Source organism: Pseudoxanthomonas sp. 134C1 (assembly GCF_057773065.1).
Window position 1 is genome coordinate 20,863 of sequence record NZ_JBYMTH010000013.1, and the last position, 13,015, is coordinate 33,877.

The 13,015-nt window shown below is 67.3% G+C and carries 15 protein-coding genes; 6 read left to right on the plus strand and 9 right to left on the minus strand.

The window, feature by feature from the left end; all coding sequences use genetic code 11:
* The first annotated feature begins 14 nt into the window (after positions 1-14).
* On the plus strand, positions 15-227 hold the full coding sequence (locus AC3DEZ_RS18950; RefSeq protein ID WP_447104644.1) for a hypothetical protein: 213 nt from the start codon (positions 15-17) through the stop codon (positions 225-227).
* 229 nt (positions 228-456) lie between these two features.
* On the opposite strand, the gene AC3DEZ_RS18955 is transcribed toward AC3DEZ_RS18950, so the two are convergent.
* Both AC3DEZ_RS18955 and AC3DEZ_RS18960 read right to left on the minus strand, forming a co-directional pair.
* Positions 457-966: a DUF2306 domain-containing protein gene (locus AC3DEZ_RS18955; RefSeq protein ID WP_488389596.1), complete on the minus strand. Its 510-nt coding sequence runs from the start codon at positions 964-966 to the stop codon at positions 457-459.
* 143 nt (positions 967-1,109) lie between these two features.
* Positions 1,110-1,976 (minus strand): endonuclease/exonuclease/phosphatase family protein, encoded by an 867-nt coding sequence (locus AC3DEZ_RS18960; protein ID WP_488389597.1) that lies wholly within the window; start codon positions 1,974-1,976, stop codon positions 1,110-1,112.
* Between the two features lie 162 nt (positions 1,977-2,138).
* Between AC3DEZ_RS18960 and AC3DEZ_RS18965 the strand changes: the two genes are divergently transcribed.
* From AC3DEZ_RS18965 to AC3DEZ_RS18975, 3 genes are read left to right on the plus strand one after another with little or no spacing between them, the layout of a single operon-like run.
* On the plus strand, positions 2,139-2,807 hold the full coding sequence (locus AC3DEZ_RS18965) for an HAD family hydrolase (protein ID WP_488389700.1): 669 nt from the start codon (positions 2,139-2,141) through the stop codon (positions 2,805-2,807).
* Positions 2,804-3,592: a DeoR/GlpR family DNA-binding transcription regulator gene (locus AC3DEZ_RS18970; RefSeq protein ID WP_488389598.1), complete on the plus strand. Its 789-nt coding sequence runs from the start codon at positions 2,804-2,806 to the stop codon at positions 3,590-3,592. The genes AC3DEZ_RS18965 and AC3DEZ_RS18970 overlap by 4 nt, the downstream gene beginning before the upstream one ends.
* A 40-nt stretch (positions 3,593-3,632) precedes the next feature.
* Entirely contained in the window at positions 3,633-4,778 is a 1,146-nt protein-coding gene (locus tag AC3DEZ_RS18975; protein ID WP_488389599.1) for an MFS transporter, read from the plus strand.
* Positions 4,779-4,786: 8 nt separating this feature from the next.
* Here the strand turns inward: AC3DEZ_RS18975 and AC3DEZ_RS18980 are convergent, their stop codons facing one another.
* The 6 genes from AC3DEZ_RS18980 to AC3DEZ_RS19005 form a co-directional block, all read right to left on the minus strand.
* A complete protein-coding gene (locus AC3DEZ_RS18980) occupies positions 4,787-5,380 on the minus strand; it encodes a hypothetical protein (protein WP_488389600.1) in 594 nt (197 codons plus the stop codon).
* Between the two features lie 42 nt (positions 5,381-5,422).
* Positions 5,423-7,696, minus strand: coding sequence for a CocE/NonD family hydrolase (locus AC3DEZ_RS18985; protein ID WP_488389601.1), 2,274 nt, complete (start codon positions 7,694-7,696; stop codon positions 5,423-5,425).
* A gap of 116 nt (positions 7,697-7,812) precedes the next feature.
* Positions 7,813-8,529: a DUF4386 domain-containing protein gene (locus tag AC3DEZ_RS18990; RefSeq protein WP_488389602.1), complete on the minus strand. Its 717-nt coding sequence runs from the start codon at positions 8,527-8,529 to the stop codon at positions 7,813-7,815.
* A gap of 21 nt (positions 8,530-8,550) precedes the next feature.
* Positions 8,551-8,979, minus strand: coding sequence for a DUF6326 family protein (locus AC3DEZ_RS18995; protein ID WP_488389603.1), 429 nt, complete (start codon positions 8,977-8,979; stop codon positions 8,551-8,553).
* A gap of 644 nt (positions 8,980-9,623) precedes the next feature.
* Positions 9,624-10,142 (minus strand): adenine phosphoribosyltransferase, encoded by a 519-nt coding sequence (locus AC3DEZ_RS19000; protein ID WP_488389604.1) that lies wholly within the window; start codon positions 10,140-10,142, stop codon positions 9,624-9,626.
* Between the two features lie 109 nt (positions 10,143-10,251).
* On the minus strand, positions 10,252-10,794 hold the full coding sequence (locus AC3DEZ_RS19005) for a porin family protein (RefSeq protein WP_488389605.1): 543 nt from the start codon (positions 10,792-10,794) through the stop codon (positions 10,252-10,254).
* A gap of 348 nt (positions 10,795-11,142) precedes the next feature.
* Here AC3DEZ_RS19005 and AC3DEZ_RS19010 point away from each other — a divergent pair, with 348 nt between their 5' ends.
* Positions 11,143-11,655 (plus strand): DUF1993 domain-containing protein, encoded by a 513-nt coding sequence (locus AC3DEZ_RS19010; protein ID WP_488389606.1) that lies wholly within the window; start codon positions 11,143-11,145, stop codon positions 11,653-11,655.
* On the opposite strand, the gene AC3DEZ_RS19015 is transcribed toward AC3DEZ_RS19010, so the two are convergent.
* Entirely contained in the window at positions 11,637-12,056 is a 420-nt protein-coding gene (locus AC3DEZ_RS19015; protein ID WP_488389607.1) for an MmcQ/YjbR family DNA-binding protein, read from the minus strand. The two genes, AC3DEZ_RS19010 and AC3DEZ_RS19015, sit on opposite strands and share 19 nt — an antisense overlap.
* Before the next feature lie 61 nt (positions 12,057-12,117).
* Between AC3DEZ_RS19015 and AC3DEZ_RS19020 the strand changes: the two genes are divergently transcribed.
* Positions 12,118-12,993 (plus strand): CPBP family intramembrane glutamic endopeptidase, encoded by an 876-nt coding sequence (locus AC3DEZ_RS19020; protein ID WP_488389608.1) that lies wholly within the window; start codon positions 12,118-12,120, stop codon positions 12,991-12,993.
* The last annotated feature ends 22 nt before the right edge of the window (positions 12,994-13,015 follow it).

Genomic DNA, 13,015 nt, shown 5'->3' on the forward strand with positions numbered 1-13,015 from the left:
GAGAGGAGGCAAGCATGAACACCGATTACTTCTTCGCCCAGGACGACGCAGGCAACCGCTGCCGCGTCGATGTGCTGCGTGCCTGCGACATGCGCGATCGCGAGGCGACGCTGCATGACAACGCACCGGTCTACCTGCTGGAGGACGGATCGCGTCTGCATCGGATCGATCGCGATACCTTCCGCGTGCTGGGCACCGGCGCCTACGTCACGGTGATGCGCGATTGAGCGGCAGGGCGGAGCTTGCTCCGTTGACAGTGGGCGGCCCTCGAAAAAGAACCTCAAGGATTCCGCAGCCGGGCAGGCTCGGCTCCACGTGGGAACGTGTGGAGCCGAACTTGCTCCGCTGATCGCGGACGGCCATCGGCAAAGATATCTTCAGGACTCCGCGGCCGGGCAGGCCCGGCGCTGCGGGAGGCTGGCCTGTCGCCACCGGCCTGCGCCGGGAAGACCGCCTTCAGGCGGCGTTGGTGGCCATGACCTTGCGCCGCGCGTGCAGGCGCAATGCCTGGTAGCTGGCGCCGATCACGAACAGCACGAACACGATCGACACCAATCCCAGCACCAGCGGCGACTGCGGTCCGTCGGCCAGCGGTTGCGAGGGCGGCACGCGTCGCAGGGTCTCGTTGATGGCGGGGATGAACAGCAGCATGTAGCTGAAGGACAGGCTGAGGTTCTGCAGATACTCGGCGCCGCCGCCCAGCCAGGCGTAGTGGCGCGCGGTGAAGCCCACGGCCAGCGCGAGCAGGGCGACGATGCCCAGTGCGTGCGCCTCGTTGAAACCGCCGGTGCTCGACAACCCGAAGGAGGTGAAGATGGAAACCAGCATGCCGGCCAGATAAGCCTTGCCGGTGCGCGAGACGGGTTCGATGCGGCCATCGCGGATCAGCGCGATGGCGCCGAACACGACGGGCAGCAGACTGAGAACGGTATGGACGATGCCGAGCGGCGAGAACGAGGGCGCCATGGTGCGTGTCCTTTCGAAGGGAGGAAAAGGAACTTCGACCTGCCGCACGGGATGCCCCCGGTCGTCGTGCCTTCCCCCTCCGGGACGGTCACCGCGCGTCGGCGCAGACTATGCCGGACGCGACCATGACGCCAGCCCCTCGATCAGGGCGTGGCCGACCAGCGCAGTTCGGCCATCACCGGGAAATGATCCGAAGGGTAACGGCCGTTTTTCTGATCGGTCACCGTGGCGACCGGACCGACATCGAAACCACGCACCAGGATCCAGTCGATGCGCCGATCCGCGTTGCCCGAAAAGGCGTGGAAGGTCGCTTCCGGACCGCTGCGTTGCGTGCCGCGTTCCCAGGCGTCGACCAGGTCGCCCGCGAGCAATGCATGCACGCGGCTTTCCGGGCCGGTGTTGAAATCGCCGGTGACCACGACCGGCACTTCCGCCGGCAGCTCCGACAGCCGTTTCAGCAGCAGCGTGGCGCCGCGCTCGCGGATGGGTTCGTCCTCGTCGCGATAAGGCAGGTGGGTATTGAAGAAGTAGAAGCGGCGGCCATCGGCGATGCGCTCGAACAGCGCCCAGGTGACCATGCGCGGATACAGGTTGCCCCAGGTGATGCTGCCGGCCACGTCGGGTGTATCGGACAGCCAGAAATCGCCCGACTCGATCACCTTCAATTCGTCGCGCAGGTAGAACACGCCCATGTGTTCGTCGCCGGCGCCCTCGGCGTCGCCGCGCCGGCCGACGCCGAACCAGGCGTACTCAGGCAGGTGCCGCACGATGTAGTCGCCCTGCTCGGCGAACAGTTCCTGGGTGCCGAACACGGCCGGATGCCGCGCGCGGACGGTATCCACCAGGATGTCCTTGCGCGCCTGCCAGCGGTTCTCGCCGTCGGCGTCGGTGGGGAGGCGGACATTGAAGGTCATCACCGTCAAGGGAGCGATGGTGGCGTCGGCCGCCGAAGCGGCGAAACCCGTCAGGGTGGTGGACAGGACGAGCAGCAGGGCGGCGAGTCGGCGCATGGCTTCCGGGGTTCGTGCGGGGGAGCGCCGGAGTGTAACCGTCGTCCGCCGAGCCCTCGTGACGTGGCGCAGCACCCAGGTTGAGGCGGGGGAGCGCCTGATGTTGCACGATTGTGCATGTTTATGCACAATCGCCGCCAGCCCGCACAGGTCATTCCCCCCATGCACCGCCCGGAACCCATTTCCGCCCCCGCTCCCGCGCCTTCCCCGGCGCCGGCCATCGACGCCATCGTCTTCGACCTCGGTGGCGTGCTGATCGACTGGAATCCCCGCTATCTCTACCGCCCACTGTTCGGCGACGACGTCGCCGGCATGGAATGGTTCCTCGCCGAGGTGTGCAGTCCGGCCTGGAATGCCGCGCAGGATGCCGGTCGTGGCTGGGACGAGGCGGTGGACGAAGCCATCGCGCGCCATCCCGATCAGGCGGCGCGCATCCGCGCCTATCGCGATCGCTGGACCGAAACACTGGGCGAGGCGCTGGCGCCCACCGTGCGGTTGCTGGACGAACTGCGCGGCGGCGACTGCCGGTTGTACGCGCTGACCAACTGGTCGCGCGAAACCTTCCCGCACGCGCTGGAACGCTACGGCTTCCTCGGCTGGTTCGACGGCATCATGGTGTCCGGCCAGGAGCGCATGGCCAAACCGGACCCGGCCATTTTCCAGTTGCTGATGGAGCGCCACGGCCTGCGCGCCGACCGTACGGTGTTCATCGACGACACGGCCTGCAACGTCGAGGCGGCGGCGCGGTTGGGCATGCACGCGATCCACTTCCACGACGCCGCGCAGCTGCATGGAGAACTTGCGCGCCTGGGCGTGGCGCCGCCTCGATGAGCGCGGTTCCCGGCCTCGACCTGCTGCCGGAAGAACGCCAGCAGCGCATCCTCCAGCGCCTGCATGCGCAGGGACGCGTGCTGGCGGTGGAACTGGCTCAGGAATTCGCGGTCTCCGAGGACTCCATTCGTCGCGATCTGCGCGAACTGGCCGCGCGCGGCCTGTGCCGGCGCATCTATGGTGGCGCCCTGCTGCACGCGCCGGAAGTGAAGCCGCTGCTGCAGCGCCAGGGCCAGGATTCCGAGCGCAAGCAACTGCTCGCGCGCACCGCGCTGGGTCTGCTGCGCAAGGGCCAGACGGTCATTCTCGATGCCGGTTCCACCAACAGCGCGATCGCCGACGCGCTGCCGCGCAACTTCGATCTGACCGTCGTCACCAACGCGCCCGATATCGCCTTCCGGCTGATGGAACGGACCGACGTGGAAGTGCTGGTCATCGGCGGGCGCATCGAACACCGGATCGGCGCGGCCATCGGCGCGCAGGCGGTGCAGGAACTGCGGCGGGTGCGTGCGGATCTATGCTTCCCGGGCACCTGTGCGGTCGACATCGACAGCGGCCTGTGGGGCAATGACGCCGAGGAGTCGCTGTTCAAGCGGGCGATGATCGAATGCAGCGGCGAGACCGCGGTGGTGGTGATGAACGAGAAGTTCGGCGCGGACGCGCGCTTCCAGTTCGCCTCGTTGCATCAGATCGATCACCTCATCGTCGAGCACGACGCGCTGGAAAGCCTGCGCCGTTCCTTCGAGCAGCAGGAAATCGCCGTCCATCGCGCCGATCGGCGCTGAATCCCGCACCGTTTCATCCCCTCCCCCAAGAATCATCCCGATGTCCGCCGCCGCTTCCGATTCCGTCATTTCCCGTGTCGAGTACCGCGCCACCCGCCTGCTGTTCTTCGCCGCCGGCTGCGCGGTGGCGGTGTGGGCGGCGCTGGTGCCATTCGCCAAGGCCCGCGCCGGCCTGGACGAAGCCTCGCTCGGCGCGCTGCTGCTGTGCCTGGGCCTGGGCTCGCTGATCGCGATGCCGCTGGCCGGCGCCTGGACCACGCGGCAGGGCTGCCGGAGGGTGCTGGTGCTGTGCACGATCGTGTCCAGCCTGATGCTGCCGCTGCTGGCCTGGGTGCCGTCGGTGTACGCGCTGGGCGCGGTGCTGTTCGTGTTCGGCGCGGCGATTGGCGCGGCCGACTGCGCGTTCAACGTGCAGGCCGTGATCGTGGAGGAGGCGGCGGGGCGGCCGATGATGTCCGGTTTCCATGGTTTCTTCAGCCTGGGTGGCATCGTCGGCGCGGCGGGTGCGGCGGTGATGATGTCGCTGGGCCTGGCGCCGCTGGCGATGACCCTGTTCTGGGCGACCTTCATCCTGCTGCTGCTGGCCTTCAACTGGCGCGGCCTGCTGCCCTACGGCAGCCCTCACGAGGGTCCGCTGTTCGCGGTGCCGCACGGGTTCGTGATCCTGCTGGGCGTGCTGGGCTTCGTGGTGTTCCTGACCGAAGGCGCGATGCTGGACTGGAGCGCGGTGTTCCTGACCGAACAGCGCGGCATGGCCTCGGCGCAGGCCGGTTTCGGCTACGCCTGCTTCGCGCTGGCGATGACCGGCGGACGGTTCGCTGGCGACGCGATCGTGGCGCGGCTGGGACCGACGCGGGTGGTGTGGCAGGGCGGCCTGCTGGCCGCCGCGGGCATCACCCTGTCGGCCTGCCTGCCGCAATGGCAATGGTCGCTGGCCGGCTACACGCTGGTCGGCCTGGGCTGCTCCAACATCGTGCCGGTGCTGTTCACCGCCGCCGGCCGGCAGAAGGTGATGCCGCAGGCGCTGGCCGTGCCGGCGATGACCACGATCGCCTATGCCGGCGTGTTGACCGGTCCGGCCGGCATCGGCTTCGTCGCCCACCACAGCAGCCTGCCCACCGCGTTCCTGCTGCTGGCGGCGATGATGGTCGGCGTGGCGATGTGCGGGCGCGCGCTGCGCAACTGAGCGCGCGGCTAGATTTCCGTGCCGACCGGGACGAACAGCGCGCCGATGCCGGTGTGGAATCCGCGCACGATCTCCGACGCGTTGTAGACCGCGTCCAGCAGCATGAACTTGCTCAGGTCGTCGGACAGCAGCGCATTCATGCCATCCAGTTGTTCGCGCTTGGCTGGTTCGCCATGGAAGTAGTGCGCGTTGAACCACAGGTCGATGAGCCTGCCCGAGGTGATCGGCTCGCCGTTGAGACGCAACTGGACCGAGCAGGAATTCTCCCAGCGCGCCTTGATGGCGCGGAACACCACCGCCGCCCCGGGGGCCGCGTGCCGGGACACGAGGTTCACGATGCGCGGGAAGTGGGTCTCCTCGCTTTTCATGTAGAAGAACCGGAAAGCCATCAGGAACTGCGCGACCTGTTCTTCCGGCGGCAACGCGACGCGGCGGGCGATGCCCTTCGCCGCGTCCAGCGTGATCGAGGCATGGATGTTCGACTGCCCGGCCTTGACCAGCCGGGTGTTGGCGAGCGCCACCACCCGATCGTGGAACAGCTTGAGCCGCGACAGATCCGGTTCCGGAATGTTCGGGTTGATGCTGACGAAAACGTGGGTCATCGCTGGCCGCCTGTGTAACATCACTGTAGCGGCAGACGCCACTCAACGCAGCAGCGGTACCTCGATATGGCTGCTGCCCAGCCAGCGGATCTCCAGCGGCGCGCCGGCATCGGCGATGGTCTCCTCGCCGACCTCCTTGCCGCTGCCGTAGTTGATCTGCAGGTCGCGCTGCTTGTTGACGCCCAGCACCACCACCAGCCGGCTGCCCGGCTGCAACTGCCGGCTGGTGAGGCGTTCGCTGCGGAACGCGATCGACTGCGGCTTGCCCGGAGCCAGCAGCTCGCGCCGGCCGCGGTCACGCGCGTGGCTGGCGCGACCCATGTGCCAGGACAGCAGCAGATAGCGACCATCCGGCAACTGCTCGTACAGCGCCAGGTTGAGATCGAAGTCGCGCTTGTTGGTGATGAAGTCGAGCTCACCGGAGAACAGACCGGACAACTCGACCGGGGCGGACAGCGGTGCGCCGCGGAACACCAGCGCGCCGTGCGGGTCCAGCGCGTCCAGCATCGACAGGGTCGGCGGATTCCAGTCGGCGTCGCTGCGGTCGGCCAGATCCACGGTCAGCACGCTCTGCCCGCGCTTGTTGGAGGCCTGTTCCGACAGCACGCCCTCGATGCCGCCGGCCGTGGACGGTTGCAGGTACAGCCGCTGGCGCTGGTTGGCCATGGCCTCGAGGGACGCGGCATGCTTCCACGCGTCGGCGCCCATCACCTGATAGTTGATCCGATCCTTCAGGACGGACGGACGCGGCGCGCCGCGCAGAACATGATCGAACCATTGGAAGCGCAGGGCGGGCAGATCGATCAGCGCTGCAGGATCCACTTCATAGCCTTCCTGGACGCGCGCCGCGCCGGTCTGCATCGAGAAATGGTTGTAGGGCCCGATCAGCAGGGTGTGATCCGCCTTGGGGTTGTGGCGGAGGTGTTCGTCGAAGTAATGCTGCACGCCCACGCGCGCGCCGTCGAAGTAGCCGGTCACGGCGAGCACGGGAATGTCGATGGCGGCGAACTCCTCGCCCTGCGGGGTCATCGCCTGCCAATAGGCGTCGTAGGACGGATGCTCCAGCCAGCGCGAGAAATAGGGATTGGGATGGCCGTCTATCGCGGGCAGATCGCGGTAGGCGCGGCCGCTGCGGTACCAGGTGGCGTCCAGGCGCCGCCAGCGTTCCTCGTCGCCGTAGCTGTCGTTGTCCAGCGTGGCGTTGGCGGCGGTCCACAGCGGCCACGGATACAGGAAGTTGAGGAAGACATTGCCCTGCATCGGAATGTCGATGCCCGGCGCGGTCGAGGCCGAGGTCAGCATCGCCTTCAGAGCCGGCGGCCGATGCTTGGCGACCGCCCATTGGGTGAAGCTGTTGTAGCTGCCGCCATACATGCCTATCCGGCCGTCGCACCATGGCTGTCGGCTGATCCAGTCGATGGCGGCCGCGGCATCCTCGCCGTCATGCTCGTAGGGCACCGGCGTGCCCGGCGCTCCGGCCTTGCCGCGGCTGAAGGCGAACACGCCGACATAACCATGCGCGGCGGCAGCTTTGGCGTCGGACAGCGTCCAGTCGTCATTCACATAGATGGTGAAACCGAGCAGTGCCGGCTGCGGCGTGGTCACCTTGCGCGAACGCACCACCAGGCCGCGCAGGCTCGTGCCATCGGCGCCGGGAATCACCACGTCGCGTTCTATGAGATAGCGGTTGGCTTCGTCCTCGGCCAACAGTTGCGGCAGCACAGGCAACAGCGTCGTATAGACCGTATGGAACTGATACAGGCGGACCAGCTCCAGTGCGTCGGCCCGTTCGATGGCGATCTTGCCGCGCTGCTTCTCCAACGCAGCATCCAGATCGCGCCGCGCGCGCGGCAGATCCGCGCCCAGCACCGGCAGCGCGCGGGCGGCCTGCCGATCGTCCAGGCGCGCGAACGTGCGCCGAAACGCGGCGGCGGGATTGGCCTCGCCGCGCATCCGCGCATCGGCGTCGATTTCGTACTGGATGAACAGCACATCCGCCTGCTCCGGCGCCGTCTCCCGGCGCACCTCGCGCAGCGCGGCGATGCTCGCCAAGGCGGCCTTCGGCTGTCCGGCCACCATCTGCAGGCGCACCCGGTTGATCAGTCCGCGCTCACGATCGGGATCCTGGTAATCAGCCAGCAGTTTGCGGGCCAGCGCGGGCACCTGTCGTTCCAGCGCGGGGTTGGAAGCCGACGGTTTGTCCGGCCAGGCAAGGGTCTGCGCATGCAGGCCGAGGGGGATCAGGAACCATGCAACGACCAGCAGTCCCGCTTTCCATGGCGCCTGTCTCCGTGCCTGCCGGTTACGCGTCCGCATGCGCTGCTCCCTGGTGTCCAGCCGGTGGCCGGAAGTCGGCGGATGATGCCGGAAGCCATGGCCGCGCGCATCTGCCGGTCCGCCCTGGTGGAGGCCGGCGTTGCGGGTAAGGCGGATTACCGCCGCGCGGGGATGCGCACACCCAGCACCAGCAGCCACAGGCAGGTGCCGATTTCGCCCAGCGTGGCGGGCAGGGTGATGTATCCCGCCAGCGCGGTCTCGGCGAAGCCGGGGACCAGCAGGCGGGCGAAGACATCGATCACGTAACCCAGGCAACCCAGCATCAACAGGATGCCGAGGACGCGCGGCAGCAGGCGCGAAGTGAACACCAGCCAGCCGAACGGCAGCAGCCACAATCCCCAGAACAGCTTGGACACCAGGATGCCGTTGGCGTAACCCTTGAGCGCCAGCATCACCTGCGCGTTCAGTTCCTCGGGCGTGAACGCGCGCAGGTAGCCGGCGTTGTCCAGCAGACTCAGCACGTCGAGCTTGTGCAGCAGGTTGAAGAACGACAGCGGCACGCTGGCCACCGCCAGCGCGACCATCAACGTGGCGGCGGTCCTGCCGTGCGGCGCGAGCAACCGGTACAGCGCCAGCGGCAGCAACAGGAACGCGAGGTAGCAGACCAGTCCGGCGGCGATGCCGAGCCGGAACAGGCCCTCATTCGCGGTGATCTTCGCGACGGTCGCCACCGCGTCGCCGGCCACCTGCGTCTGCGACGGGACGTAGGCGATGCTGAAGATGCCGGCCAGCACCACGATCAGGTACAGCATCCCGGCGATGCGGGCGGTGGTACGCGGATGCGGCAGCGTGATGACGGAATCCATGTTCATGGGGAGCGTCCGGGAGGGGCGTCAGAGCGGGCGGCGCGGCCATTTCAGCGCGAGGCCGACGATGGTCAGGGACAGAAGGATTTCGATCACGCCGAGCAACTGGTAGAAGCGCCAGGCACCCGGCATGGTCAGCACCATGATCGCGGCATAGGCCAGGCCCAGCAGCGCATTCACCCAGCGGCTGAGCGCGGGTTTCATCGCCAGCGACAGGAACACCATCAACGCCGGTATCGCCATCATGATCGAGGTGCCGACCAGCACGTTCTGGGTGACCGCGCCGAGCGGGCCCATCTTGCCGTTGATCATGTTGTCAAGCTTGCCCGGCCGGTACAGGCCGAAATAGTCGCCATAGACGTAGCACAGCATCAGGCTGGTCCACAGCGCGGACAGCTTGATCTTCACCGGAATCTTCGCGTCCTCCAGCGGAGGCGTGGTCTGCTTCGTTGCCATGGATTTCCCCAGCCGGAACGTATCGCGTGACGATCAGGAACAGCGTGCGGCGCAAACGGCCAACGGAATCATGCGGGCCGCAGGAAGCGAAGAGCCGACAACGGGCAGGCCACGCGTCTCTCCTCGCCCGTCCACACCCGTTGTGGCCGGTGGCGACGTTAGCACGCGCCTTATGCCCGGCCATATGCCGGATGGGCTAGTGCCTGTCGGCAGGGCGAAATCCGTTCCCGTTCCTTGCGGGAGCGACGTCAGTCGCGATGCAGCCGGAATTGCCGGAAAAGCTCATGACTGATCTCGCTCCCACGGCCAGGCGGTGATCTCTTGTGGGAACGACGTCAGTCGCGATGTTTCCCGGATTGCACGGCGAAAAGCTCGCGACTCACGTCGCTCCCACAGGGAAGCGCATGGAGGGGGCCAGTCCGGCGCGTGGGTACGCCAGTGCACCACATGGCCGTCGTGGCGCGTCCAGACGAATTCGAATCCCGTATGAGGGACGAGACAGGTGAAGAAGTCGTGCGGTCGATGCCCCGCTCAAGTCGAAATGGATTCCCGCTTTCGCTGGAATGACGGGAGAACTGGAATGAAGCGGAGCAGGAATGACGGAGCGGCGGGGGGAGTTGACGGCGGATGGACATTGGTCGGGATCAAAACGCCAGCGCCGACCACAGCGGTGTCGGGTCGTCCCAGCGTTCGCGCGCGCCGAGGAACGCCAGTTCCACCAGCACCGCCGCACCGACCACTTCGGCGCCCTGCCGGCGTGCCAGGGCCACCGCCGCGCGCAGCGTGCCACCGGTGGCGAGGACATCATCGATGACCAGCGCGCGCGCGCCCGCCGGCAGGGCGTCGGCATGGATTTCCAGCCGGTCGCTGCCGTATTCCAGCGTGTAGTCCAGGGTCAACGTGCGCGCGGGCAGCTTGCCCGGTTTGCGCACGGGCACGAAACCGATGTCCAGTTCGCGCGCCAGCGCCGCGCCCAGGATGAAGCCGCGCGATTCCACGCCGATCACCGCGTCCAGCGCGGTGCCGCGCCAGGGTTCGGCCAGTTCGGCCATCGCCTCGGCGAAGCCGTCGGCGTCCGCCAGCACCGGGGTGATGTCCTTGAACACGATGCCCGGCTTGGGGAAATCGGGCACGTCGCGGATCAGGTCGGACCAGTGGGACATCGGGAAACTCGCCAGGCAGAAGGGGGGAGGGCGATGCTACCGCGTCCCTGCCCGCGAACGAAAACCGCCGGACGGGCCGGCGGTTTTCAAGGCTGAACCGCGTGCGGGATCAGAAGTCGTAACGGACCTGCAACTGCGCCAGATCCACGTCCGCGTCCTCGATCTCGAAGCGGCTGTATTCGCCGCGCAGCGCGACCCTGTCGGTGAAGCGGTATTGCAGGCCAAGGCCATAGGTGGCGTCGGTGCCGCTGTCGTCGCGGGTGCGGGTCACCTCCGGCAACGCGCGATCCAGATCCCAGCGCTGCACGCCGGCCTTGGCATAGCCGGAGAACTTCTCGGTAAACGGCACGGTGGCGACCGCGGTCAGCGAAATGCTGCTGGCCTCCAGCGGACGGCCGAGGTTGCCGCGCGGTTCCAGCTTGCCGAGATCCGAATAGCCGGCTTCCAGGCTGAACCAATGATTGAACTGGTAGCCACCGAACACCGAGAACGCGGTGTCCTCGTCGTCGTAGCGCTGTTCGTCCACGCTGGACTGGCCGGCGCCGACGCCGGCATAGAAGCCCTTGGGCTCGGCCGCCTGCGCGCCGAAGGCGATACCGCCCAGCAGCGCGGCGGAAAGGAGGGCACGGGACAGCTTGTTGTTGTTCTTCATGTCTGGAACTCCTGCATGCATCGCGCGGGGGAGGGAGTGGCGATGCTTCTGGCGACGGGTCCTGGCGGAATGCCTGGGCAGCCGTCGTGCGAAACAAAGATAGGGATGCGAATGCCGGAACAAACGGCGGCGTCGGCGATGCAGTTTCCCGTCGATGGAACGAAGGAATGACGCATCGGCACTGGATTTCCGCGATGGATTGCGCACAACGCGCGCGCCCGTTCCTTGAAGCGGGGAACGCATGCGGACGCAGCACGCGATTCGGGATGGACTCTCCCGCCGGAAAGGGCTAATCACCGGAACCGGACTTGTCTAAGCTGCGCGCTTCCCTGTCCCGAGCCCGCCGCCATGAGCGAATCCCTGTCGATGTACCAGGCCTCCGTTCCCGTGCTGATCCGCGCGCTGCGCAATTTCAGGCACATCCTTGACAAGGGGCACGCGCATGCACTGGCGCAGGGCTACGACCCGGCGGTGCTGCTGCAGTCGCGCCTGTATCCGGACATGTTGCCGCTGCTGCGACAGGTGCAGATCGCCACCGACACCGCCAAGTTCGCGCCGGCGCGGTTGGCCGGTGTGGAATCGCCGCGCTTCGAGGACAACGAGACGACCTTCGAGGAATTGCAGGCGCGGCTGGATCGCGCGCTGGAATTCCTGGGCACCTTCACGCCGGCGCAGATCGACGGCAGCGAAGGCAGGGACGTGGTGCTGCCGCGTCGCAGCGGGGATCAGCATTTCAGCGGTCGCGACTATCTGCTGGGCTTCGTGTTGCCCAACCTGCTGTTCCACGTAGGTATCGCCTACGCGATCCTGCGCCACAACGGTGTGCCGCTGGGCAAGATGGATTACCTGGGCGAAGCCTGAATCTTCCGCCTGCCCGCGCGCCGGGCAGGCGCCGGTGCCGGCGTCTCGCCGGTGATCTCCCGCTGGCGCGCGCGGCTCAGCGTGGCCAGCGCCGCCCGGTACGACCAGTGGATGAGCGCCCGCAGTTCCTCGTCGGGCATGGCGCGCACCTCCACCACGGTCACCCAGTGGTAGCGGCCCAGCCAGCGTGCCGGCTTGATGCCGGGCTGGTCGGTCAGTTCGAGGAACCGTTCCGGCGCCACCTTGAAGCTGAAGCGCCAGCGCTCCGGCGCGCTGGTCTTGAAGTGGGCGAAGCGCTTGCCGCCGACGAAGTAGGCCAGCAGGTTGGCCGGTTCGCCCCACTCGGTGACGGTGGCGCCGGGAAGGCCGGCGCAGAAGGTCTGGGTCTGTTGGACGTCCATGGCTGCACGCGGGGGAACAAGCTGGCATGATGCCACCGGGGCCCCTCGAGTCGTCGTCATGATGCGTCGCTATCCTGTGGTGCTGTTCCTGCTGTTGACCTTCGTTCTCAGCCTTCCCTTCTACCTGCTGCTCAATCTGTCCTTCGCCAACGCGGAAGGGCGGCGCCTGTTCGTGACCGGCCTGATGTGGGGACCGGGACTGGCGGCGCTGCTGACCTGCCTGCTGGCGCGGATCCCGCTGGCGACGCTGGGCTGGCGCTGGCCCGGCGGGCGCGCCGCCTGGCTCAGCTATCTGCTTCCCATCGGCTATGGCCTGTTCGCCTACGGGATCATCTGGGCCACCGGCATGGGCAAGCTCTCGACCGAGATCTACCTGCCCTACGCGCGACGTGTGATCGGGCTGCCGGAGGCGTCCGACGGCGCGATCATCGCCATGATGCTGGCGCTGCAGTTGAGCGTGAGCTTCGTCCTCAACGTGACGATGGCGCTGGGCGAGGAGATCGGCTGGCGCGGCTTCCTCGGACCGCGACTGGTGCAGCGGTTCGGCTTCGGTGCCGGTCCGCTGTTCACCGGTCTGATCTGGGCGGTATGGCATTACCCGGTGCTGTTCTGGCTGAACTTTCCCGGCGATCCGCCCAAGCCGTTCGCGATGGTCTGCTTCACGATCATGGTGACGGGCCTGAGCTACGTGTACGCCTGGCTGCGCGAGTACACCGGCAGTGTCTGGACCGCCGCCTTCCTGCACGGCAGCCACAATGCGGTGATCAGCCTGGTGTTCACCCTGCTGACGGTCGAGACCGGACCCATCACCGTGTATGCGGTGGACGAATTCGGATTCATGCTGGCGATCACCAGCGTGCTGATGGCGTTGTGGTGCTGGCGGCATCGCGCGCGACAGGCCGCCCTGCGGATGACACCGGCGAGCGTGCCCTCCTGAGCGACGCGGCGGGCCCGCGCGG